The following is a 24,674-nucleotide window of genomic DNA, read 5'->3' as shown; positions in this document are numbered from 1 at the left end:
TTGCAGTGCAGGGGGCTGTAATACATGGCTAATAAAATAACAAAAAACCAGCCTAGGTGGCTGGTTTTTAATGGTATGACAATATTGATTATAGGCTAATCACGTCAAACTCTACATTTGGATCGACATCAGCTTCGTAATCGATACCTTCAATACCAAAGCCAAATAGCTTCAAAAATTCTTCTTTGTATTCGCGGTAATCGGTTAGCTCAGATAAATTCTCAGTGGTCACTTGTGGCCACAGATCACGGCAATGCTTCTGAATTTCTTCACGTAATTCCCAGTCATCTAAGCGTAAACGATTTGATTCATCTACTGCAGGCGCTTGACCGTCAGCGCGGTATAAACGCTCGCTGAACATACGATAAATTTGGTCCATACAGCCTTCATGAAGACCTTCTTCACGCATCTTCTTAAATACCATGGCGATATACAATGGCATTACCGGAATGGCAGAACTTGCTTGGGTTACTACACTTTTAAGCACAGCAACATTGGCACTGCCGCCAGTTGCAGACAACTTGGTATTTAACGCATGCGCGGCACGGTCTAAATCCATTTTGGCTTTACCTAATGCCCCGTGCCAGTAGATTGGCCAGGTGATCTCGGTACCAATATAGCTATAAGCTACGGTTTTACAGCCATCAGCTAATACACCAGCCTGTGAAAGGGCTTCCATCCACAGTTCCCAATCTTGTCCGCCCATGACCGTCACAGTGTCGGCAATTTCTTGTTCTGTAGCAGGTTCAACTGAGGTTTCAATAATGGTGTCTTTGTTAGTATCGACTGCTGTTGCGCTATAGGTTTCACCCATAGGTTTTAGGCTTGAACGGATAACTTCACCAGTATCTGGTAATTTACGCACTGGAGAGGCCAGTGAATAAACCACCATATCAATTTGATCTAAGTCTGCTTTAATCAGCTCAATGACTTTTTGTTTAGCTTCATGACTGAAAGCATCGCAGTTTATACTTTTTGAATATAAACCTTCGGCTTTAGCAAACTTATCAAACGCGGCAGAGTTATACCAACCTGCAGTACCGGGTTTGGTTTCTGAGCTTGGTTTTTCAAAAAATACACCGATTGTGGCCGCGTCACTACCAAATGCTGAAGCGATACGTGAAGATAAACCATAACCACTTGATGAACCGACAACTAATACTTTCTTAGGGCCGTTTGATATTTTACCTTTGGCTTTAGTGAGTTCGATTTGTTCTTTGACGTTAGCCTCACAACCAACAGGGTGAGTCGTGGTACAAATAAAGCCACGAATTTTGGGTTTAATAATCATAAGTCAGTTTCTTCCTTTTTAGTTGGCACTAGGATAATAAGTTCATCGGTGAAATGGCACTGATTTTTGTCGAAAGTGCCTAATTTGGCCAGTGGTTGGAGCAGTTTAACGCTTTTGCATAAATTGACTTTGCTCTTGAATAAGCCTTTGAGTGTATTCATGTTGTGGTGACGTGAATAAGTCTTCTGTTTTGGCTTTTTCAACTAAGCAACCATTTTGCAGCACCATCACCTTATCACTGATATGCCTAATGATATTTAAATTATGGGACACAAAAATATAGGATAAACCCAGCTCTCTTTGAAGCTTTAAGAGTAAGTTGATGATCTGTGAACGCACCGATAAATCAAGTGCCGTTAACGCTTCATCGGCAATAATAATCTTAGGATTTAGCATCAATGCCCTGGCCACTGCCACACGTTGTTTTTGTCCTTCAGACACCATGTGCGGATAAAAATTAACATGTTCGGGTAATAAACCGACTTTCCTTAAGGTATCAATAACCTGAACTTTACGCTCTTCGGCAGATAAATCAGTACTGAAACGCAGTGGCTCATTTAATAAATCACCAATAGTTAATCTAGGGTTCAACGACGTGTTTGGATCCTGAAATATCATTCTGATTAGACGGCAGCGTTGCTTTAAATTACGTGACTCTAAGGCCTCGCCTTCAAAAAATATATCGCCACTGCTGCGCTGCTCTGCACCGACAAGAATACGAGCCAAGGTCGATTTCCCAGATCCAACTTCACCGACAATCGCCAAGGTTTCACCTCGCTCAAGCTCAAATGAAACTGGCATTAAGGCATCATAATATTGTGGCGTAAATCCCTTATAACCTGTTAAGTACTGTTTACTTAGGTTAGTCACTTTAAGCAAAGGTGTTGTCATCGGCTTCTTGCTCATTTTTGTAAGGGAAGTGGCATGCAAATGCACGATCTTTTAATTGCTCTAAATTGGGTTGTTTAACACATTGACGCTTCGCTTCTGGACATCTAGGCCCCAGACGACAGCCTGCAGGCAGATTCTGAACCGATGGTGATGAACCCTGTAGTGTTGGTAAGTTGGATTTGTGACGCATCTTACCAGTGTAATCAGGTAAATTCTTTAACAAGGCCCGTGTATAAGGGTGAAAAGGGCTTGAGACTAATTCTGATGTCAAGCCAGATTCCATCATTTGCCCACCATACAGCACCGTGAGGTGGTCACAATACTGAACTAAGGTCTCAAGTTCATGGCTGACTAATAAAATGGACACATTTTGTAGCTGATTTAACTGCGATAGTAGTCTGAAAATTTGTGCTTGGGTGTTTAATTCCATCGAATTGGTCGGTTCGTCAGCTATTAGCAACTTGGGATGGTTTGCCACAGCCATAGCAATCATGACTTTTTGGCATTCGCCTTCAGATAATTCCCAAGGAAAACATTTCATTAAGGCTTTAGGACTTTTAATGCCGACTTTATGGAGCCATTTTTGGGCGTTTAAATAAGTATCTTTTGACCTACGCCAAAAAGGCACATTTTTATTGGGAGTGATGGCCTCGATTAATTGACTGCCGACGGTCTTAACCGGATCTAAGCTGCCTGAGGGATCTTGAAAAACCATCGAAATATCACTACCCATAATACAGCGACGCTCTTTTGCGGTTAACTCTAATAAGTTTTGCCCATCAAACATCATTCTGTCGGCAATAACATGCCAGTTTGGACCAAGAATACCGAGAATGGCTTTTGCCAGAATACTTCTGCCAGATCCTGATTCACCAACTAGTCCATGGATTTCGCCAGGATTCATGGTCAAACTCACTTTCTCGAGCACAGCGACCCTACCCGTGTCGGTATCCAGCTCTATGGTAAGGTTTCTAATATCGAGTAATGGCATAGGTTAGTTTCTTATTGGGGCTATTGCGGAACGTAATCCGTCGCCCACAAGGTTAACGGCAAGTACGCTGAATAAAATGGCTACACCCGGAATAGTCACCGTCCAAGGTGCTAGTAAAAGGTTATCAAGTCCTTGAGCGATCATCGCTCCCCATTCAGGACTGGGAGCCTGGGCTCCTAAGTTGAGAAACCCAAGTGCTGCGATATCTAATATTGCCGCGGAAATAGCCATAGTGACTTGAATAATCAGTACTTCCCAAACGTTTGGCATGATGACATACCAAAATATTTGCAAATCGTTGGCACCATCCAGTTTGGCCGCTGTTACATATTCTTTTTGTAGCTCTTCATGTACCGCTTGATGTATGGTGCGAATAAATTGCGGCACCATTGCAATTCCGACTGCCCAAAAGACATTACTTAATCCTGGTCCAATAACGGCGACCACCAAAATTGCCATTAATAAGGATGGGATAGAGAGTAAACCATCAAGCAAATGGCCTAAAATACTCGATTTTAAACCGCGCATCATGCCGGAAACCGCGCCAATAATAAAGCCAAAGAATAAAGCACAACTGACAATAATCAATGACATACCGAAGGTTAATTGCACGCCGTGTAATATTCGGCTGAAAATATCACGTCCTAGATCATCGGTGCCAAGAAAGTACTCAACATGTCCTAATGGATCCCATGATGGTGGTAAAAGCAGTATCTGCTGATTCTGTTCATTCACTGAATAAGGAGCAATAAATGGTGCAAGAAGGGTTAATACCAGTAAAAATCCAACGCCCCAAAGGCCAATTAAAGCAAATGGGTTATGGGAGAATGATTTCCATACACGCCCAGCAGGAGTCGCAATATAATCCTGCTTATAAATCTTAATAGGTGGCATACAGTTCCTTTTTACTCATGGGGTTAATGGCTGTATGAATAAACTCAATCAATATACTAAGGAAAATAATCAATAATGATACAGATAAAATACCTGCTTGAATGACGGTATAGTCACGTTGATAAATGCCTGACACTAGCCAGCTTCCCACTCCAGGCCAGGAGAAAATAACTTCTACAACAATACCATAGCTTGCAAATGAACCTAACATAATACCGATACTTTTAAGTACGGGGATCATCGCATTGGGTAAAGCATGACGAATGATAATTTTGAGGGTATGTAATCCACGCGCTTCTGCAGCACGAATATAGGTTTGATTCATCACTTGCAACATTGCTTGACGAGTAATACGCACAATTAAAGTAAAAGGCAGTACGGCCAAGGTTATTGCGGGTAAAATCAAATGCATCAAGGCATCGACAAAAGCTTGCTGGCTGTATATTGAATCAGAGAGTAAGGTATCAATTAACATAAAACCGCTCACGGTCTCTATTTGATACAAAAGATTAATTTGCCCTGAAATGGGTAGCCAGCCTAAATTAACCCCAAACCACAATGAGAGCGTCAACCCAAGCCAGAACACTGGAATGGAGTAACCAGTTAATGTCAGCCCTAAAATACTGCGTTGTATCAGCTTATTTTTACTGAGCGCGGCAGTAACACCAATGGGTACACCGAAAATTAACGCAATAAACCCTGAAAATAACGACAGCTCAAATGATGCAGGCAGCACGGTTTTCAATTCTTCAAAAACCAATTGTTGTGAGTTATTCGAGATGCCCATGTTGCCACTTAAACGTTGTTCAACGTAGGCAATAAATTGGCTAAAACGGTTGCTATCTAAATTGAAATCGTCGTTAGCTTGAGTGATTTGAGCTGCCGTGGGTTGTTGGATCCCAGTGAGAGCATAGTGTTCGTTAACAGGAAAAAGATGAGTCGCATAAAACAACACAGCCATCATGATGAGGGTAGTGGCTAAAAATAAGCTAACTCGTCTAAAAAAGTATCGCCACATGGTTAATTACTCTCTTGATGATTTTGTACGATTTTGGCAAATGCAATACCACCATAAGGTCTGACTTGCATTGACGTAATGGTATCTTTTTTCAAGATAACTTTTTGAGCATGTGCAATCGGGATTAAAGGCACTCGATCACTCAAAATAGCTTCGGCAGCTTGATAGAATGCTTTACGGTCTTCTCTTATGGTGGTGTTTTGTGCTTGCGTTAATAAGTGGTCAAAATCAGCCTGACACCATTTAGATCGATTATTATTTGATGATAAGGCTGCGCAACTCAGCAGGGGAGTAAAAAAGTTATCGGGATCACTGTTATCGGCATTCCAACCAATCAGTACGGAGTCATAATCATCACTGGCCAATTTCTGGGTAAAAACACTCCAATCGTATGAGATAATATTGATTTTAACGCCTACTTTGGCCAAATCTCCCTGAATCAATTCAGCCGTTTTAAGCGCATTTGGGTTATAAATTCGTGCGACAGGCATTGCCCAAATATCAATTGCTAAGTTTTTTATCCCAGCTTGCTCTAAAAGTAATTTGGCTTTTGCTGGATTATATTCATTACTGGCTAGATTGGCTGAATATGCCCAGGATGCTGGCGGCAAAATACCATTCGCTTCAACAGCAATATCATTATAGACCACGTCTAAAATATTCTGTTTATCAATAGCGTGGGCAATGGCTCTTCTTACTCGAATATCATTTAAAGGTGGCTTCTGAGTATTCAACGCCCAAAAAGCGACGTTAAGCCCAGGTTTTGCATCAACTTTGATGTGCTTATGCTGATCAATTACCGCTAACTCGCCGGCTTTAGGTAATGCAGAGACACTGCAGTCCCCTGTGATGAGTTTTGCAATTCGCGCAGTGCTCTTCGGTGTAATATCAAAAACCAGATGCTCTATATCGGGTTGAGCTCCCCAATAATTAGGGTGACGAATATAACGAATATATTCATTTTTAATGTATTGAGTTAATTGAAAAGGTCCGGTACCCACTGGTTGTAAATCTATCTGTTCAGGCACTCCATCTTTGAGTAACTTTGTCGCATATTCCGCGGACAGCATCACGGCAAAATCAGTGGCGAGATTAGATAAAAAAGAAGCATCTTTACGATTCAGATGAAATATAACTTGGTAGTCATTAACCTTTTCAATAGACGAAATAAGCTGTTCAAAACTAATACTTTGAAAGAAAGGGTAACCTGTACGGCTTACTGAATGGTAGGGATGTTGAGAGTCTATAATGCGGTTGAAAGAAAATAATACATCATCAGCATTAAACACTCGTTGCGGTTTAAAACGATGGGTCTCATGGAACAATACGTTATGACGCAGATTAAAGGTATAACTTAAACCATCATCGCTAATGTACCAGTCGGTAGCGAGTCCCGGCACAATATCGCCTAAATCAGGATTGTAATTTACCAGTCTGCTGTATATTTGATGTGATGTGGCATCAATGGTCGTGCCTGAGGTAACAAGCTGCGGATTAAAGCTTTCAGGGTTACCTTCACTGCAATATACCAAGCCCGGCGGAAGAGTTGCTTGGCCACACGCACTGAGCAACAGTCCGGTAAGACATACAAACATTAGTTGAAACCGTTGTTTCAAGAACACAGTCATAGCGAAATCGTATTTTTGCGGATCTGAGTGGCCATTTTAGCAGTGTAAATATCTTGGTAGCAAACAAGTTATTAAATTGTTTTTGGTGACTTTTTATCATCGCCCTTTAAAGCCTAATGGATTAAAGGACGATGTGATTATTTGTTGCTAGAGTAAATTGTATTTTTTTAAGATGCCACGCAATTGATGGTAACTCAGGCCGAGTATTTCTGCGGTTTTCTTTTGATTAAATTGACTTTCAGCTAAGGCCAATTGCAGTAATTCAATTTCTTGCTTTTCGGTATGCTCTTTAAAGTCGAGAGGAAAAGTGATCTGAGCTGCCGTGCCAGAACTTGTTGCGTTAGATAAATCCGACGCTAAAGCAGGGTTTGGGTCAGTGTCAACTTCTTTAACTGGTTCAGCCATTTGAGCCGATGTGGCAGCAACTTGTTGACGTTCTTTTGTTTTTATACGTGTTTGTGGACGATAAGGTGATGCGAATGGATCCAAAATAATATGATCAATCTCCTGTCCGTCGCTTCCTTCACGATAAACACTACGCTCAACCACGTTTTTAAGTTCACGAATATTACCTGGCCATGTATGGCTCATAAGCTGCTCAACTGCCAATGGGCTGAATCCGCCGAAATATTCTAATTTAAGTTGCCGTGCCATACTGATGGCGAAGTATTCGGCTAAATCCATAATATCTTCTGTACGACAACGAAGTGGCGGTAAGGTGATCACATCAAATGCAAGTCGGTCGAGTAAATCCGCTCGAAATTCGCCTAAATCAGCCAGTGATGGTAAGTCTTCATTGGCAGCACAAATCAAACGCACGTCAGTTTGTACCGTTTTACTGCCACCGACACGTTCGAATTCGCCATATTCAATAACGCGTAATAGTTTTTCTTGGATAAGACCTGATGTGTTTGCTAACTCATCTAAAAATAATGTGCCGCCATTAGCGCGCTCAAAACGACCTTCATGTTTACCTTTTGCGCCAGTAAATGCCCCAGATTCATGGCCAAACAACTCTGATTCGAGTAAGTTTTCACTTAATGATGAGCAATTAAGTTTAATAAAACTTTGATCCCATCTACCTGATAGGTAATGTAAACGTTCTGCTATGAGTTCTTTACCTGTACCGCGTTCACCAATAATCAGTACAGGCTTTGACAAAGTCGCTATTTTCGAGACATGCTCTAATACTTCAAGCAGTGCATTAGATTGTCCGATGAGGTTATCTTGTTGAAATTGCTTATTCACAGTATTTGTTAGTCTTTTACGCTAATTATTGGTGAAAATAATAATAAGTGGCTCCGTACATAAAAGAAAGAGAAATGTGAAAATATAGTTAATCTGTTGATATTAAAGTAATTATAAATGTTGGCACACATAATGTATTAGTTATTGCGTCATCCACATAGAAAACTGAGGTACATATTATGGGTATTTTTTCTCGCTTTGCTGATATCGTTAATTCAAACATCAGCGCAATCCTTGATAAAGCAGAAGATCCAGAAAAAATGGTTCGTCTGATTATACAAGAAATGGAAGATACGGTTGTCGAGGTTCGTTCTACTTCAGCTAAAGTTCTTGCTGAGAAAAAAGAATTGCTTCGCCGTATCACTCGAGTGCAAGAGCAGGTTCACGATTGGGAAGAAAAAGCGGAATTAGCTATTTCTAAAGACCGTGAAGATCTAGCCAAAGCGGCATTAGTTGAAAAGCAAAAAACGGCTACTTTGTTAGCAACGCTTGAAGCTGAATTGAAAGTCGTTGAAGAGCATATTGCGCGTTTAAAAGATGAAGTGAGCCAGTTACAAGAAAAGTTAACTGATGCGCGAGCACGTCAAAAGACTATCATCATGCGTAAGCAAACAGCCACTTCACGTTTAGAAGTAAAAAAGCAGCTTGATTCAAGTAAAATTGATGATGCCATGATGAAATTCGAGCAATATGAGCGTCGGGTTGAAGGACTTGAGGCACAGGTTGATGCTTATGATTTAGGTAAAAAGTCAACTTTAGACGATGAGTTTGCTGCGCTAGCTGCTGAAGATTCTGTTAACGATGAGTTGGCAGCATTAAAAGCAAAAGTAAAAGCAAAAAATCAACCTAAATCAAAAGCGTAATAATTTTTCAGAGGTGAGTTATGGATATGGATCTTCTTATTGCACCAATTATCATTTTTATGATTGTTGTGGCTCCTATCTGGTTGGTGCTTCATTATCGCAGTAAGCGACAAGTGAGCCAGGGGCTCACTGATGAAGAATTTAACCAGCTAAATGATTTAATTGCGAAGGCGGATAAAATGAATGGTCGCATTCATACTTTAGAAGCTATCCTTGATGCAGAATCTCCAGAGTGGAGGACGAAACATGAGCGAGTCTAACGGACGTACCTTATACCGTAATCCGCAATCAGGAAAAATTGCTGGAGTGTGTGCGGGAATCGCAGAGTATTTTAACTTTGAAGTTTGGTTAGTAAGAGTGGTCTCAGCATCAATTTTATTACTAGGTGGCAGCGGTTTTATTGTGGTTATTTACATTGCGATGTGGATGATTTTAGATGTAAAACCACGTAATCAGTCACATTTAGATACGCACAAAGATATTGAAGTTAAAAAGAAAGTTTGGCAGGCTGGCGAGCCAGCAAAACAGGCGCTATTTGATGTAAATCGTCAGTTTGCATCGTTAGAGTCAAGATTACAAAAATTGGAAAAACATGTCACTTCAGACACTTTTGATTTGAAACGCCAAATCAATAATCTGTAATCAAATCTAGGGCGGTTATCCGCCCTTGTTTTATTTGGAACTTACAATGAGTCTACTGGAACGCTCGTTCAATAAAATCGCTCAATCCGCCCAATCATTGGTTCACCGCAGTACAGATAGGCATGTGCGTTTGGCTGTCACGGGGTTGTCTGGCGCAGGTAAAACCGCTTTTATCACAGGGTTGGTGAATCAGTTATTACACGCGGGACTCAACTTTGATAAGAATCCACTGCCTTTATGGCAAGTCGCTAGAGACGGTCGTTTATTGGGTGTTAAACGTACTTTACAGCCAGATCTCAATATTGCTCGTTTTGATTATCAAAATGCTATGCAAGCTTTGGGTGGGCAACCGCCAGTTTGGCCACCTTCAACACGAAACATCACTGAGCTTAGATTGGCTATTAAATATCGTCCCGAACAAGGGGTATTAGCTAAATTGACAGATTCAGCCACATTATATGTGGATATTGTTGATTACCCAGGTGAGTGGTTATTAGATCTTCCAATGCTTAAACAGGATTTTGCAGCTTGGTGTTTAAGCCAGCAGGATGCCGTGACGCGCTTACAAAGCAGTTCATTGTATGCTGTTTTTAGCGATCTTATTGCGGGTATTGAGTTAGCCGCTGCTGCTGACGAACAAGTACTAAAAAAGATTGCCGATACTTATCAAAACTTGCTTAATGAGATGGTACATAAACACGGGTACTATTTTGCACAGCCTGGAAGAATGTTGTTACCCGGTGAATTTGAGCATACTCCATTACTGACTTTTTTCCCGTTGTTAAGTTTATCACCGCTGCAACATGCACAATTCAACGATACTGAAGCAACTAGCTATTACCAGGTGCTAAAAACGCGTTATCAAGAGTATGTTTCCAAAGTGGTAAAACCTTTTTATCAAGATCACTTTGCTAAGTTCGATCGTCAAGTGGTGTTAGTGGATTGTTTAAATGGGCTTAATCATGGGCAAGCGCAGTTCAATGATATGGGACAAGCACTAAACAGCATAATGGAGAGCTTTCAATTTGGTCAATCCAGTCTGCTTAAACGTCTTTTTTCACCCCAAATTGATAAGGTGCTATTTGCCGCAAGTCAGGTAGACCGAGTCACTCGAAGCCAACAGAGTCATATTTTAAATTTATTAACAGAAATGTTAAAACAGAGCCAACATTTTGCACGCTTTGAAGGTTGTGAAGTGGAAACCATGGCGATCAGTGCAATCAAGGCGACTCAACATGGCATGATTAATTCGGCTAATGGTCAGCAAGAAGTGCTTAAGGGTACGGATAAAACCGGAAAGTTAGTAACACTTTACCCTGGAGATGTGCCAAGTCATCTACCACTGGCTGATTTTTGGCAGCAACAAGGCTTTGGCTTTTGTGCATTTTCACCGCCGTCTTTAGCTTCTTTGCCAGATGCCAATGTTGATCCCCAACAGCGCCTTTATCCGCATATTCGCTTAGATCATTTACTAGAGTTTTTGTTGGGCGATAAGCTGACCTAACAATTGAGTAAAAATATGAAGAACAATAACATAAAGCCGGCTCAAGTGTTTTCTGAACAACAAACGGTTGATGCTAAAACAGATGATGCTGTGTCTACAGTGCAACCGCCTTTAAAGCCCGCGCAATCTTTCAATGAGGCTGATTTTATTGATGAGTTGGCATTAGCAACGGACAAAACAGCTGATGACCTTCAATCATTGATGCCAGAGAGTGTGCTTGACGAAGTACTAAAGGAATCGAAGCAACCCAAAAGATGGTCTTTGTTGGCCAAGCTATCGCTTATTTCTGTCGGATTGTTGATTATTGTGCAGACGGTAACGGGTTTATTGACTGCTTTTGAACAAAGCCCATATTTGTTTGGTTTTTATGCATTTGTACTTGGTGTGTTGATCTCCTGGTTGAGTGTTATTGTGATTAAAGAGTGGCGAAAACTTGTGGCTCTCAAACAGGTCGGTGTCAATCAAGATACTGCTACCCGATTGGCTGACAGTATGCAGATTGGTGAAGCTGGGCCCTATATTGAGTCATTGCTTCTACATTATCCTGATAACCAGGCTAAGCATGCTTATTTGTCTCAAGTCAGTGTTGAGCATAATGATGCTGAAAAAGTCATGTTATTTGATGACCTTGTGTTATCAGAGCGAGATGAATTAGCCAAAAAATATGTGAGTCGCTTTTCTGCTGAATCAGCTTTGCTGCTTGCTGCTAGTCCATTAGCGGCATTAGATATGGCACTCATTTTATGGCGTAATCAAGCCATGATTTCAAAAATTGCCAAAGTTTACGGTATTGAGCTAGGGTACTGGAGCCGCATAAAGTTGATTCGTTCAATTATCGTCAATATTATCTATGCTGGTACCGCTGAGGTCGCAACCGATTTAGGTACCCAATTATTGTCAGTTGAAATGACAGGTAAGCTATCTGCCAGAGTCGCGCAAGGTTTAGGTGGTGGATTACTGACGGCTAGATTAGGCTATCAGGCTATGGCTTTATGTCGGCCGATTAAGTTCAATAAAAAAAACAAACCTAAGTTAAGCAAAATCCATCAACACTTGTTGTCTGAGATAAAAGGATTAACTGCTGACGCAATTAACCAGTCAAAAGTATTAAAAGCAACTGATGAAAAGCAAAAAGTACAATAAATTAAGCAGATTTTTTGTGGTTTTTTTAATCAAAGTCTAATCTTAATATCTATCTTAATGACGAGATAGATTACTGAGCCCCGCCAGGGAATAGGGAAGTCGGCATTTGGCTCTGATTAGGACATAGGAGAAATAAGATGAAATTATCACCTTTAAGTTTGTTTGCTGTAATGACGATAGGGTTACTATCATTTGCGCATATCAACCTACATGCCGCGCAAGAAACGCCTGCGAAACAAGTGAGTCAAAAAGTGGTTGAGGCTAAATCTGACGTCACCTCAAAAGTGAATATTAATAAAGCTGATTTAGCGGAGTTACAATCATTAAATGGCATTGGTGAAGCAAAAGCTAAGTCTATCATCGAATACCGTAATAAAAATGGTAAATTTAAAGATGTAAAACAGCTGATGGAAGTCAGTGGGATAGGTGAAAAGTTATTAGCGCAAAATGCCGGTAGATTGGTCATTTAACCCTACTTATTAAGATAAAAAAGGAAGCATTTGCTTCCTTTTTGGTTAAATGCTTTTAGTTATTGGGCATTTAGGGCTTGTCCATTGGTGTTGATAGAATCATCACCCATTAAAAACAAGTAGGTTGGCATAATGTCTGCGGGTGATTTTAATGATTGCGGATCTTCAGCTGGGTAAGCTTTAGCGCGCATTTCAGTTTGGGTCGCACCAGGGTTAATACTGTTTACGCGAACCTGTGTGTTATCACACTCATCAGCAAGCACTTGCATCATGCCTTCTGTTGCAAACTTTGAAAATGCATAAGGTCCCCAATAAGCACGACCTTTTCTGCCTACACCGCTAGAGGTGAAGATAATTGAAGCATTAGTAGCTTTGCGCATTACCGGCAATAAAGCTTTTGTTAAAATGGCCTGAGCTGTGACATTCACTTTCATGATCTCTTCAAGTGAAGCCAAATCAATATGCTCAAAAGGACCAAGCGCGCCTAATTGTGAAGCATTGTGCAACAAACCATCTAGTTGACCGAATTGTTCAGCAATGGTTTCAGCCATATCGACATAGTTTTGTTCTGTCGCACCTTTTAAATCTAGTGGCACAATAGCTGGTTTTGGCGCGCCTAAAGCGACAATTTCATCATAGACTTTTTCAAGTTTTTTGACGGTTTTCCCCAATAGAATAACCGTAGCACCATGCTGTGCGTAAGCTAACGCAGCAGCTCGGCCAATACCATCACCTGCGCCAGTGACTAATATTGTTTTATTATTAAGCAAATCTTTTCTAGCTTGATATTCCAACATGATTCATTAATTCCTTGGGACACAACTGCCCGTCAAATCTACAATCGAACAAAAGGTAAACGACTGTTTTAAACAAATGACTGATATTTGTATGCTAAACAGTCAACAGGGTGTAATAAACTTGTAGCTAACTCTATAATTTTACGTTAACTTGAAACTAGCTAAGGGCTAAAATAAGTCCTTATGGTCATGATTGGACTATTGTGACCAATTTTTGGGGAAAACAAAATTATTACAACAAGATTTGGGGAAAAAAGATGAAAAGACTCATTTTGGGTGTTGCTATTGCATCTGCTCTAGGACTAACAGGTTGTTCGGAAGAAAGCTTTAATGAAGCTAAAGAAAGTGCCACTCCTTTAGTACCTGTGTCTCATATGCAGTTTGATCCTGAAAATGGCAAACTTCCATTACCAAACGATTTACTCTTTAGCGGTACCACTGATGGCACATTAAGCATTCCTGGTGAAGATGGAATTGACTACGTCAACCCTGAATTAGCATTGGGTGCTCTTGATGGTTGGTCAACAACTTCGCCTATTACTGTTACCGTAGAGTTAGCCAAAGATACTGACGGGACTATGCTTACTATTGATGCTGCATCAGTATTTCAGCCTGGTGCAGTAAGAGTTTTTGAGGCAACTGTAGGTGGCGCGTTATCAAGCGATCCAGAGTGTAAAGCGGCAGCATCTGTTTCAGCATGTAAAATAGGTGATGAATTAACATTTGGTGTCGACTTTGTTTCTAAGGCTTCAGGTAATAAAGTGGCTATTGTGCCACTTAAACCTCTTAAAGCGGGCCAATCATATCTTTATGCCACAACTGATCTTATTCAGGACTCATTGGGTCGCGGTATTGCGCCATCAACCACTTATGGTTTGTTAAAGTTAGACATTGATGTTAATCCTTTAGAAACACCTTCTCAGTTACAGTTACAAGGATTAGTCAATAGCTATGAAAAAGGCATGGCGGCAGAGCATGGTGTCGACCCTGCATCAGTTAGCTTCTCAGGCTTGTTTACAACTCAATCAGTAAAAGATGTGTACGAAACAACCAAATTACTCATGGCTGGTAAAGATCCTTATAAGCCATCATTTGTACAAACTCCAACGCCAATGCCCAATGGTGCTGGCGGAATTGTTACCGTTGCCCAAGCTGCCGGATTAACGCCAGCAGATGGCGCTGCATATGTGGTATCAAGTTTAGCTGATGTGTATACAGCAGCAATTAAAGTACCCATTTATGGCAGCTGTTCATCTAGTGCTTGCCTAAGCCCACAAGGTGCGCCGTTAATTAATGGCCGCTGGTTTGCCCAAGGTGATAGCCCTGTATCAGTTTTATTAGCTGTTCAATCAGGTAAACTTAGTCAGGCAAACTTTGCCCAACAAGCTATAGGATTTGGTATTGACCCAAGTGCCGCGCTTGCTAATCCAGCATTGCTGGCTGGTTATCCTTGGATGTTAGATGACGGCACGAGTGCTGATCCAACCAAACATTTAACTAAGTTTAACCCGATCCCAAAAATCATGAGTTATGAAACTGTTCCTGTATTGATTGCTATGCCAAACGCACAAAAAGTGGCAGCATTCCAGGCAACTCAAGGGTTAACCTTTACACCACCTACTAACGGCTGGCCAACTAATATTGCTATGCATGGTTTAGGTGGTGGTAAAGAGATGGCGTTAGCTTATGCTGGCTCTTATGCTGCTATGGGGATTGCTACGATTGCGATTGATATGCCGTTGCATGGTGCACGTTCATTTGGTAATGATGGTACAGGCGCATATCTTGTTTCAGCGACCGATCCGGCTTACGGCGCGGTTGTCGGTGATACCAATAAATTCAAAAATGGTAGCCCATTAGTATTTGTGAACATTGGTAGCACATTAACGGTACGTGATAACTTCCGCCAAGCAACTATGGATCATTTAGCATTGCGTTTGTTACTGACGGGCATGTACTCGCAAATCGCTCAAGCAGGCGGTCAGCAAGTATTTGATATCAGTAAAATCAGTGCTCAGGGTTTAAGCCTTGGTGGTATTGTTGGCACAACATTCTCTACCTATGCCAGTTCAGGTTTAGTTGACCCAGCGTCTGGAACACAATTACCTAACGCTTATGGCTTAACGGCCTCTTCTTTAGTTGCTCCAGCTGGTGGTCTAGCAGGTTCATTTGCGGGTTCTGCAACATTTGGCCCAGTATTGTTTGATAATATTAGTAAGTCTGACACTTTCATGGCGTTGGTTAATGCTGCTAATAAGGTTCCTGGTTATGAAGAGGGGACCCCTGAATACGATGCGCTGGTGCAAGCGGTTTATGCTGAGTTTTTACCGGCTTTCGCCTTTGCTGTGCAAACGGCAGTTGATAGTGCAGATCCTGTGAACCACGGTGCTAAGTTAGCGGCAACAGGTTTACCTGTTCACTTAATCGAAGTGGTTGGTGATGGCGCGGGTAATTTACCTGACCAAGTTTTACCTAATGTTGTTGAGGGGTTCCCACTGTCGGGTACTGAACCTTTAATCGCATCACTAAAATTGGGTTGTATTGACTCAACTGCGGCGGGGTCTGGTGCAGTACGATTCTCTAAAGGACATCACAGTTCAATAGTGAGCCCAAGTGAAACCTCAGCCACCGATGGTATGGCTCCACAAGCTACAGCTGAAATGCAATCTCAAGTAGCCATGTTTGCTCGCACAGCGGCATTAGGTGCAGCGACAGTTGTAGTATCTGATAGCGATGTGATCCAAACTTGTAACTAATCATAACAATTTAATGTTTTGATTGTTTAAAAACCCAGCATAAGCTGGGTTTTTTATTGTTTGTTTATCAATGGATATTGGTAAACTAAGTTATTATTTTTTCGCGGAGTGAATTTTGGACTTTTTAATTGAATACGGCATGTTTCTCGCTAAAGCGGTGACTATAGTGATTGCGATTGTGGCGGTGGTGATTGTCGTTGTTGCTAGTGGCATGAAGAATAAGACAGATAAAGGCGAGCTTAAGCTGACAGATTTAACTGATGAATTAAAGCAATTGAAACATGATTTAAAACATGAGGTATTGTCTAAAAAACAGCTTAAAGCTTATGAAAAGGAAGTAAAAGCAGAAGAAAAGGCCGCTGAAAAAGAAGATAAAGCACCCAGTAAAGTTTATGTCATCGATTTTAAAGGCAGTATTGATGCGAGTGAAGTGGCCTCTTTACGTGAAGAGATAACTGCTATTTTAACGATTGCTGAAAAAAACGATCAAGTATTGGTCAATGTTGAAAGTGGCGGTGGTATGGTTCATGGCTATGGTTTAGCATCAAGCCAACTAGATCGATTACGTCAGGCCGAAATTCCTTTTACTGTGTGTATTGATAAAGTGGCCGCAAGTGGTGGCTATATGATGGCTTGCGTTGCCAATAAGATTGTTGCTGCCCCTTTTGCCATTGTAGGCTCTATCGGTGTGGTAGCCCAATTACCCAATTTTAGTCGCTTATTGAAAAAGCATGAAATTGATTACGAACAGCACACTGCAGGTAACTTTAAGCGCACCTTAACCGTATTTGGTGAAAATACCGATGAAGGTCGTGAAAAGTTTCAACAAGAGCTGGAAGAGACTCATGTCTTGTTCAAGCAGTTTGTGAGTCATTATCGTCCAGAGTTAGATTTGGAAAAAGTGGCAACGGGTGAGCACTGGTATGGTAAGCAGGCTTTGGATTTAGGTTTGGTGGATGAAATTGCTACCAGTGATGACATAGTGCTATCTTTTGCCAAAGATCATCAAGTTTTTAAATTGAAATATCAAACGAAGAAAAAACTAGCGGATAAAATCGCCCACGGAGCATCGTTGTCAGTGTCGAGTGTGGTGAGCAAATTGGCAGAGTTTAATCGGGTGCTTTAGGGCTTATTATGCTTAAACAAGGCGGCTACAATCCAAATCTTATGGTTGGAGATCAATGTTATCCGGCCTTTGAATTACGCAATTTGTTAGTGTTCATTCAGCAAGAGCTGGGTGATGACTTAGTGCAAACAATTTGCCAGCAAATTGGCGTGGGTATGGTTGAGTTAGCCGCCAGTCAGTTTGTGTATGTATGGCAGGTGGATTTCGCCTTAGAGTCACTTCGCACTCATAGCTCTCATGATATGGGGGCTAAGTTAGGTGCCAGCTATCAAGTCGAAAGTTTAGATGTACTGTTACCTTATTTAGAACAATTTGACACCCTGGGCGATTGCTTACAGTTTGTCGTTAAGCACCCAGAGCTTGTTGGTAGCTTTACCGACAGTCTTATTCGTGTTGAGGGTAATAAATTGTGGGTTCGTTGGCTTAACACGGGTAAGTCAAATATTAAAAAGTATTCGTTTCAGTTTCAACATAGCATCTGTTCATTAATTGGTTTAGCAAGGCAATTAGCGGGCAAGCACATTGTGGTAAGCGATATTCATCTAGCTGATTCTCAACAGAATAGTGATGGTGTCGAACATCCGTTTTTAGCTGAATTTACTGGTGCTAAAGTGTGCTACCAACAAGCCTATTTTGAATGGAGTATTGAAATTAATTGGTTATCATTGCCGATAACCTTCGCATTTCCCCAGCAAAATAGCACTGATCAACGCCCGCATATTCCTTCTTTGATTGAAGCGGTTTTACAACAATTGCGTCGTGCGATGCCTGAGGTGCCCACTTCGCTAGAAATGGCCGAAATGATGCACATGAGCGATCGGAGCTTGCGCCGAAAGCTAGCTTCAGCAGGCAGTAGTTATCAAAAGTTAGTCGATCAAGTGCGATGCCAGTTAGCGATAAAAATGATTCTGTCAGATAAAATGCATGCTGAGGATATTGCTGACATTATGGGATACAGTGATGTTAGCCATTTTAGGCAAAGCTTTAAACATTGGTTAGGTTACCCTCCCGGCTATTTTTTACGTCAGAACTTATCAGAAAAGTCTGAATGACAGTTGCTTTGCAGTTAATACATTGTAATTATTGGTTTTTCATTGTCATAATTCATGGTTAATGGCAAATTGTCGGGTTAAAAGATAGCCTTAATAAGCTGAGTTCAACAGTTTTAGTTAACTTCGTAGCAAACTTGTCATTTGTTTTGAAAACAAGACAGATTAACACGTCAATAACGGGCCTATTGCACATTAATGAAACGCATTTAGCAAGACATAGGGCTGTTTGGTAAGCGCTTACTATCCCAAGCTGGGGTCAGTCCGCCATGGCGTAATTTCATTAAGATAACAAACATAGACAAAGCCACGACAAAAACCATATTTGCTCATCTCCATCTGCATTTTTAATGCTTATTGGCAGTTTCCTAAACTAGGCGGTAATGAGTCAATCCACTGCTTAATCAATGCAACGCCTTCTTGATGAACCACCTCGCGGCCAATAGGCGGCATTCTATCTTTAGCTGAAGATAAAATTTGTCTTTCATGAATGATCGAGCGATCTCCATTTCCGGGCACTATGTCGTAAGCGAGGCCGTTAGGGCCACCATCCCATCCAGGTGGTTGTTTGCATATACCATATTCGAATGTGGTGTGGTCAACATCAAAGCCGAGCCTCAGCCCTGAAATACTGGCAAAACCTTGCGGGTTATGACAATGGGCGCAGTTGATGTCTATATAGCCTTTTGCTCGGGCGGTTAAATCTTGCGTATTATCGTTTAATGCAAATGATTGCGGCGCGTCAGCTAATTGTAGTTGTTGCAGCCAACCTTTATTTTCCAATAGTTGCAGTTGATTAATCGTTTGGCCGTTAGTGAGCGTAATGCTTCTATTTAGCGCATGTGCTTTTAAGCCTATTGGCATAATTTGGCTGGTTTGTTGTGATACCAGTTGATGACATATCTTACATTCAGCTTTACTAGGGATGTGGTATTCAAATTGAATGGCTTCACCCTGGTTATTCATTTCGTGTTTAATATTTGCACCAGCAACTAATAATGTGGCTTGTTGGTTTTTCCACTGATATGTCAGAGCCGTCCAGCCAGTTTCTCTGTGGATTAACAGCCGTGTTTCTATCAATATTTCGTTTTCGCTACCACTTAAGCTTGTGTCATATGGGAGAGCAAAAGTTTTAACTAATACAGATCCTACTGGTGGTGTCATACGTTCATTGGCTTGGTAATTAAATGATAGCCCTTGTGGAATAAACAAAAACCGGTATTTACTGGCATAGTTAGAAAAAAGCTCAGTAGATAGCTGATATAAATACCCAGGTGTTCTTGGTGAGGCTGTGGGATTGCTAGGGTCAATAAACAGACTGTAGTCGGCTAAATCGTCGCAATCTTTATTCATTAGTGCTTGCCAGTTCACTTCGGTGGTTTGGCTGTTACAAATCTCATCTTTGCTAGGTGGATTGATTGTAGGAGGTGAAACAATTGGTGGAGTGGGTGTTACGGATGGCGCAGAAGTATCATTGCTTCCACCCCCACATCCACTAAAACAGCTCAAAGAAAGCAGCACAACTATCGAAGCAAAACGCGCTTTTTTTGAAGAAGTGCAGGGCAGGCTGACAATGTATTTTTGTGGCATCATATTATCCTCTGCATAACAAAGCCGGGTTTCCCCGGCTTTGTGTCAGTCACTATATGTGTCGTTTAAGAACAACTAGCCGCTGGTAAGCGTTTAATCCACTCACTGATCAATGCAACCCCTTCAGCATGGGATAAGCTTCGACCAATTTCTGGCATACGATCACCTGGGTTGTTACTTTCCATACGGAAGTGAAGAATCGAGTCTGCGGGCTTGCCTGGCACGATATCAAAGCCTAAATTACCACCACCATAAGCAACTGGAGATTTACATGTACCATGCGAGAATCCCGCATCGTCTGCATAGGCACGCCAGTATTCAAGCTTTAAGCCTGTATTTGAAGCGTTACCTTCAGGACGATGACAGTGTGCACAGTTAATATCTAAATAGCCTTTGGCCGTTTGCATTAATTGCGTATCAGTCATGCTGGTAATACTGGTTTCATCACCATCTTGGTATTCAGGAACACTATCAACCTGAGTTAACTCAGGCACACCTTGAAGAATACCAGCCGCTTGCCATTTAGATAACTGATTCATCGTGCCATCAGCATAAGCGTAATCACGATTTAGATGACGCGCTTTAGGGCCGATAGGTACAAACACCGCGTTACTGTCAGCGTCAGCTTTAAACTGATGACATTGTTTACACTGGTTCATGCTAGGCACAACATAATCAAAGTCTAAATCTTCGCCTTTATGGGTAATTTTTTTACCTTGAATAGCACCCGCTTTAGCAATAACCGCATCAGACTTGTCTGACTTCCATACATAAGGTAAAGCACTCCAGCCTGTCGCACGATGAATTAACAAGCGTGTTTCGACTAAATCTTCATTGGCAAAGCCACGATTATTAGTATTGTCTGGCAAGGCGAAGGTTTTACTGATAACCGTACCGACTGGAAAGTCGAATGACTCGTTGGCGGTGTAATCAGCTTTGGTTCCTTCAGGCACATATACAAAGCGGTATTTAGTTGCATGATCAGTAAATAACGGAGTATTTAAATCATAAGGTAAACCACCAGAGTTAGGGGCCGTAGTGGGGTTTTTCATATCAGCAAACAAGTTGTAGTCTGACAGATTAGGGCAGTTTGCTTTGAGTAGCGCATCCCAATTAACGTTGCTTCCCTGCGGTTCACAAAGACTTAAATCGCCATCACCGACTAAACCACCTTCACCTTCACCGATTGACCCACCACCGCCAACTAAAGTGCCTCCGTCACAACCTGCAGTATCATCATCAACACCACAGCCAAACACTTGATCACCAAAAGTCACCGTATGAACCGGTAAACTCACTTGTGAGCAGGCTAATAAATCGGTTTGCGGAGCTTGGTAAAGTGTATCGGGAATGTTCATGTCACTGTTGGAGTTAGCAAATAAGCGGCCGACACTGACATCTCCATTATTAGTGATACAGACATTATCGCTGCCATCGTCTGCAAAGGGTAACTCTTGCAAGCCAAGGTAAGCTGCAGTGCCATTATTGGATAATGCTTCACCTAAACCATCATACAAAATCCCCGGTAATTTTCCGTGAGTGAGTACATAGGCCTTGATAATATCATCAATCAGATAACCCTTAGGTTTTGAGCCGTAGTCAGTAATGATGTTATCGTGAACGTGAATATTACGAGGGGTTGGGCGCCAACCATCACTAATTGCTTGTCCTGGTTGACCATAGTTACCAACAAAGCTACTAATATCAGGTTCAGCAATGAAGAAACTGGTAACAGTTAACCCTAAGGTGTCGTGATTAGTAATTTCATTATTAAACACTTCTACTTTATCTGTTGATAAAATGATCACGCCGGTACCCGGTGGAACAATATGTACACCAGCAGGGTTAGATGAGGCATTAGCAAAGTTTAAGGTGTTGTTATCATGCACTTTGTTATTAAACACACGTACGCTAGAACCGTATCTGTGATTGTTGATCGGTAAGTCGAACACTAAAATACCGCCAGTATTACCTACTGCTTCGTTGTCATAAACATCGGCATATTTAGAGTTTTCAATTTCAATACCCGCCACGTTCTCTTTAGCAATGTTACGACGAACCACAATATATTCAGACTGACCCACATAAATACCCGCATCAGCGCTACCGCGCACATAGGTATCTTCAATAAGAATGTTTTCACACTCAACTGGGTATAAACCATAAGCACCATTATCTTGGTCCAGCTCACCTTCCCAAATAGTGGCTAATCGGCGCAAAATAATGCCATTAGTGTTTTTAAGTTTTATGCCGTTATTTTTAGCTTCGTTAACCGATAAATCTTGGATAATGATATTCACTGCATTTTGAACGAATATGCCGTCACCTGAGTTAGCTTCAGAGAAGTCTAAGATGGTTTCGTTCATGCCATAACCCATAATGGTGACATTTTTAGCGAAGGTGCCATCACCATCGACGTCGCCATCAAATAGTAATGTGGATTGGATTTTAAAGTTACCCTTTGGCAGAACGATGACGTCACCCGATTGAGCATTAATTAATGCCTCTTGAATGCTAATACTCAGGTTGTCACCTGCCTCTACCATAATGGCACCTTCAGGGAAGGTTGGGCCGGTTTCTGTTGGGGGTTGGACGACTGGCGGGGTGGTATTGATTGTTGTATCGTCATCAGAACCACAACCTGTAAGCCCAATACTTACCGCTGTAGCGACTAATGTAGGCATAAGCCAAGGCAATTTCTTGTTGAACATAGCATCTCCTGCTTTTTATTATTTATATTGGTTTGATTGAGCAAACCACTACGGTTTATCCGTATGCTGTTCAACATGCCTTGTTTGTGGATTGTTAATCAATGTGAAATCTGGCCACAATTTAATAACATATTCTTTTTTGGCATTAAAAATAAAAACGGTAGCCTAAGCTACCGTTTGAAACGCATGTATAACGTTATGATAAAAATATTGTTATTTAAGCCTTGTAACTTAAATGCTGGTGGAAACGTAAAATCACATCAATGTGTTCTTTATCGATATCAAATTCATTGGTGAAGCTACGAACAGCATCTTCAACTTGGTTCATGAAACGACCAAAGCCTTCATCATTTGAGTCATTTTTACCGGCAACGATAACAAAGCGTAACGCTTCAACTAACTTATCATCTTCCCAATGTAAAATAGGCGCAGGTGCTTCTGTATTTGGATCAAAACCGACCATTTGGAATTCAGCTGTGCTGTTTAAACGTTCAAATTTACTGTTACGCACTAAAGGTACTTTACCGTTAGCGACCATCGCCACGCGTAAAAGTTGGCGTTCTTTGGTTGCTGCAATAAATTTGTCGGCCACATTTTGATAGCTTGGACCAAAGTTAGTGGTGTTTTCAGACAGTAATTGCTTTTTGATACGACGGCCAACAGGGATGCTTACCGTAACATAATTAAGTGTACTGACATCTTCAGGCAGGTTACATTCACGACGTTTATAGCGGTTATCTACTGCACGTAATTTATAACCATAGGTTTCTTTAATGCCTTTGTTTTTGGCGAAGAAATCATATGAAATGTGTTGATGATCGCGCACTTTCATTTGAATATTAGCAATAGGCAGTAAAGGTTTAATTTCAGCCATAAACTTTTGCACATTCGCGTGGAAAGTGGCCGAGTTACTGCGTAATTCTGTGCCTGTTGCTAGAAATACAATCTTCAGTTTTTTGGCTCTATAACCACTAATGCTGTGTAAGCGGTTTGCTTCGTGGTGCGCAGGATTATAGAAAAAACGCAGTTGTTCTTCAGTTGATAAGCAATAGGCTTCACTATGAAAACGCACCATAGGAAGTTTATCTGTAGCGATAACGTGAACATTGAATAAATCATGCTTTTCAGCGACTTGATAGACTAGTTTGCTAAATTCATAATAGCAATTTTCGAGGTCTGTATAGCTAGCTAAGAAAGCATCTGTAAGTGGGAATCCTACCGAGATATACTGGTTTTTACGTGTTGCTGTAGGTAGGTATACTTTTTTTTGACGACTGACGGACATAATTTTTCCTTTTAGTCTTACATTAAGTCTTGTTTTAAGTTCTGTTTTTAATCTTTAGTGTGAAGTCAAACGTGTCTACTAATCCTTGTCATCGTATTCTAAAGGCTAAATCTTAAAATAAAATGACTATTTTAAGATTTTATGCTGAATAAATTTTATCTAGATCACTTTTCTAACACATCAATGATCCAGGGTTTCATCCATTGCGTAATGATTGGCTGTGCTTCCACATTGGGATGAATGCCGTCTCGTTGCATCAATGAGGGGGTGGGAGCGATGTCTTGCATGAAAAAAGGGATCAGCGGAATGTTGTAACTGTCGGCTAACTCATAAAAGACATCATTAAACATCTTGCTGTAACGAGGCCCATAATTGGGAGGGACCATGACTTCGGTGAGTAACACTTTTGCATCAATTTGCTGAGAGGCTTCAATGATTTTTGTAAGATTTGATTTCAATTGAGTCGGTGGAAAACCTCGTAATCCATCATTACCGCCCAACTCAATGACGACTAAGTCAAATTGGCTAGAAGCGAGTAAATCCGCGATACGTCTAGCACCGCCAGCTGATGTCTCACCACTAACCGAGCCATTTATAATGGTGTGCTGAGGGAGCTCATTACGTAACAATTGCACCCAACCTTGCTCTTCTTCCATACCATATCCTGCACTTAAGCTATCACCTAGTATCAAAATCGTGGCAGCATAGCTGGAAGAAGAAATTGATAAAACAACAATTAGCGTAGCAAGACTGCGCTTAATCGCTAATGTTAAGAAG

At 41.2% G+C, this 24,674-nt stretch carries 21 protein-coding genes; 9 read left to right on the top strand and 12 right to left on the bottom strand.

Translation table 11 applies throughout. From position 1 onward, the window contains the following. Nucleotides 1–88: 88 nt before the first annotated feature. From fabV to pspF, 7 genes are all read right to left on the bottom strand, one after another. Nucleotides 89–1,291: an enoyl-ACP reductase FabV gene (fabV, locus tag NE535_RS12250; protein WP_261298923.1), complete on the bottom strand. Its 1,203-nt coding sequence runs from the start codon at nt 1,289–1,291 to the stop codon at nt 89–91. A gap of 105 nt (nt 1,292–1,396) precedes the next feature. Continuing rightward, nucleotides 1,397–2,182, bottom strand: coding sequence for a peptide ABC transporter ATP-binding protein (locus NE535_RS12245; RefSeq protein WP_261298922.1), 786 nt, complete (start codon nt 2,180–2,182; stop codon nt 1,397–1,399). Further along, nucleotides 2,163–3,173, bottom strand: coding sequence for an oligopeptide/dipeptide ABC transporter ATP-binding protein (locus NE535_RS12240; protein ID WP_261298921.1), 1,011 nt, complete (start codon nt 3,171–3,173; stop codon nt 2,163–2,165). The genes NE535_RS12245 and NE535_RS12240 overlap by 20 nt, the downstream gene beginning before the upstream one ends. A gap of 3 nt (nt 3,174–3,176) precedes the next feature. After that, a complete protein-coding gene (locus tag NE535_RS12235) occupies nt 3,177–4,067 on the bottom strand; it encodes an ABC transporter permease subunit (protein ID WP_261298920.1) in 891 nt (296 codons plus the stop codon). Then, the gene (locus tag NE535_RS12230) at nt 4,054–5,085 is read right to left on the bottom strand and encodes an ABC transporter permease subunit (RefSeq protein WP_261298919.1); all 1,032 of its coding nucleotides are present in this window, start codon (nt 5,083–5,085) and stop codon (nt 4,054–4,056) included. Before NE535_RS12230 ends, NE535_RS12235 begins: the two co-directional genes overlap by 14 nt. A gap of 2 nt (nt 5,086–5,087) precedes the next feature. After that, on the bottom strand, nt 5,088–6,713 hold the full coding sequence (locus tag NE535_RS12225; RefSeq protein WP_371931186.1) for an ABC transporter substrate-binding protein: 1,626 nt from the start codon (nt 6,711–6,713) through the stop codon (nt 5,088–5,090). A 147-nt stretch (nt 6,714–6,860) separates the two neighbouring features. Beyond that, on the bottom strand, nt 6,861–7,961 hold the full coding sequence (pspF, locus tag NE535_RS12220) for a phage shock protein operon transcriptional activator (protein WP_261298917.1): 1,101 nt from the start codon (nt 7,959–7,961) through the stop codon (nt 6,861–6,863). Nucleotides 7,962–8,140: 179 nt separating this feature from the next. Here pspF and pspA point away from each other — a divergent pair, with 179 nt between their 5' ends. The 6 genes from pspA to NE535_RS12190 all read left to right on the top strand — a co-directional run bounded on the left by pspA (nt 8,141) and on the right by NE535_RS12190 (nt 12,583). Continuing rightward, nucleotides 8,141–8,824: a phage shock protein PspA gene (pspA, locus tag NE535_RS12215; RefSeq protein WP_261298916.1), complete on the top strand. Its 684-nt coding sequence runs from the start codon at nt 8,141–8,143 to the stop codon at nt 8,822–8,824. 20 nt (nt 8,825–8,844) lie between these two features. After that, complete coding sequence (gene pspB / locus NE535_RS12210; RefSeq protein WP_188842879.1) at nt 8,845–9,084, top strand: envelope stress response membrane protein PspB; 240 nt, start codon at nt 8,845–8,847, stop codon at nt 9,082–9,084. Then, on the top strand, nt 9,071–9,466 hold the full coding sequence (pspC, locus tag NE535_RS12205; RefSeq protein WP_261298915.1) for an envelope stress response membrane protein PspC: 396 nt from the start codon (nt 9,071–9,073) through the stop codon (nt 9,464–9,466). Before pspB ends, pspC begins: the two co-directional genes overlap by 14 nt. 46 nt (nt 9,467–9,512) lie before the next feature. Further along, a complete protein-coding gene (locus tag NE535_RS12200) occupies nt 9,513–10,970 on the top strand; it encodes a YcjX family GTP-binding protein (protein WP_261298914.1) in 1,458 nt (485 codons plus the stop codon). Between the two features lie 15 nt (nt 10,971–10,985). Beyond that, entirely contained in the window at nt 10,986–12,113 is a 1,128-nt protein-coding gene (locus tag NE535_RS12195) for a YcjF family protein (RefSeq protein ID WP_261298913.1), read from the top strand. Nucleotides 12,114–12,250: 137 nt separating this feature from the next. Continuing rightward, the gene (locus tag NE535_RS12190; RefSeq protein WP_261298912.1) at nt 12,251–12,583 is read left to right on the top strand and encodes a ComEA family DNA-binding protein; all 333 of its coding nucleotides are present in this window, start codon (nt 12,251–12,253) and stop codon (nt 12,581–12,583) included. A 59-nt stretch (nt 12,584–12,642) separates the two neighbouring features. Here NE535_RS12190 and NE535_RS12185 read toward each other — a convergent pair whose 3' ends face one another. Continuing rightward, nucleotides 12,643–13,380, bottom strand: a complete 738-nt coding sequence (locus tag NE535_RS12185) for a YciK family oxidoreductase (RefSeq protein ID WP_261298911.1) — start codon at nt 13,378–13,380, stop codon at nt 12,643–12,645. Between the two features lie 257 nt (nt 13,381–13,637). Here NE535_RS12185 and NE535_RS12180 point away from each other — a divergent pair, with 257 nt between their 5' ends. The 3 genes from NE535_RS12180 (at nt 13,638) to NE535_RS12170 (ending at nt 18,314) form a co-directional block, all read left to right on the top strand. After that, nucleotides 13,638–16,136 carry a VolA/Pla-1 family phospholipase gene (locus NE535_RS12180; RefSeq protein WP_261298910.1) on the top strand — a complete coding sequence of 833 codons (2,499 nt, stop codon included), beginning with the start codon at nt 13,638–13,640 and terminating at the stop codon, nt 16,134–16,136. Between the two features lie 115 nt (nt 16,137–16,251). Further along, the gene (sohB, locus tag NE535_RS12175; protein ID WP_261298909.1) at nt 16,252–17,262 is read left to right on the top strand and encodes a protease SohB; all 1,011 of its coding nucleotides are present in this window, start codon (nt 16,252–16,254) and stop codon (nt 17,260–17,262) included. Between the two features lie 8 nt (nt 17,263–17,270). After that, nucleotides 17,271–18,314 carry a helix-turn-helix domain-containing protein gene (locus NE535_RS12170; RefSeq protein WP_261298908.1) on the top strand — a complete coding sequence of 348 codons (1,044 nt, stop codon included), beginning with the start codon at nt 17,271–17,273 and terminating at the stop codon, nt 18,312–18,314. A 351-nt stretch (nt 18,315–18,665) separates the two neighbouring features. On the opposite strand, the gene NE535_RS12165 is transcribed toward NE535_RS12170, so the two are convergent. The 4 genes from NE535_RS12165 to NE535_RS12150 all read right to left on the bottom strand — a co-directional run bounded on the left by NE535_RS12165 (nt 18,666) and on the right by NE535_RS12150 (nt 24,619). Then, nucleotides 18,666–19,664 (bottom strand): SO2930 family diheme c-type cytochrome, encoded by a 999-nt coding sequence (locus NE535_RS12165; protein WP_342454522.1) that lies wholly within the window; start codon nt 19,662–19,664, stop codon nt 18,666–18,668. A 302-nt stretch (nt 19,665–19,966) separates the two neighbouring features. Next, complete coding sequence (locus NE535_RS12160) at nt 19,967–22,612, bottom strand: parallel beta-helix domain-containing protein (RefSeq protein WP_261298906.1); 2,646 nt, start codon at nt 22,610–22,612, stop codon at nt 19,967–19,969. Between the two features lie 217 nt (nt 22,613–22,829). Continuing rightward, nucleotides 22,830–23,897 carry a DUF3083 family protein gene (locus NE535_RS12155; protein ID WP_261298905.1) on the bottom strand — a complete coding sequence of 356 codons (1,068 nt, stop codon included), beginning with the start codon at nt 23,895–23,897 and terminating at the stop codon, nt 22,830–22,832. A 164-nt stretch (nt 23,898–24,061) separates the two neighbouring features. After that, nucleotides 24,062–24,619, bottom strand: coding sequence for an arylesterase (locus tag NE535_RS12150; RefSeq protein WP_261298956.1), 558 nt, complete (start codon nt 24,617–24,619; stop codon nt 24,062–24,064). Nucleotides 24,620–24,674: the final 55 nt, after the last annotated feature.

This window comes from Shewanella holmiensis (assembly GCF_025370255.1).
GTDB classification, from domain to species: Bacteria; Pseudomonadota; Gammaproteobacteria; order Enterobacterales; family Shewanellaceae; genus Shewanella; species Shewanella holmiensis.
Note: the sequence above shows the minus strand (reverse complement) of the source record. Positions and strands in the feature narration are given on the sequence as shown.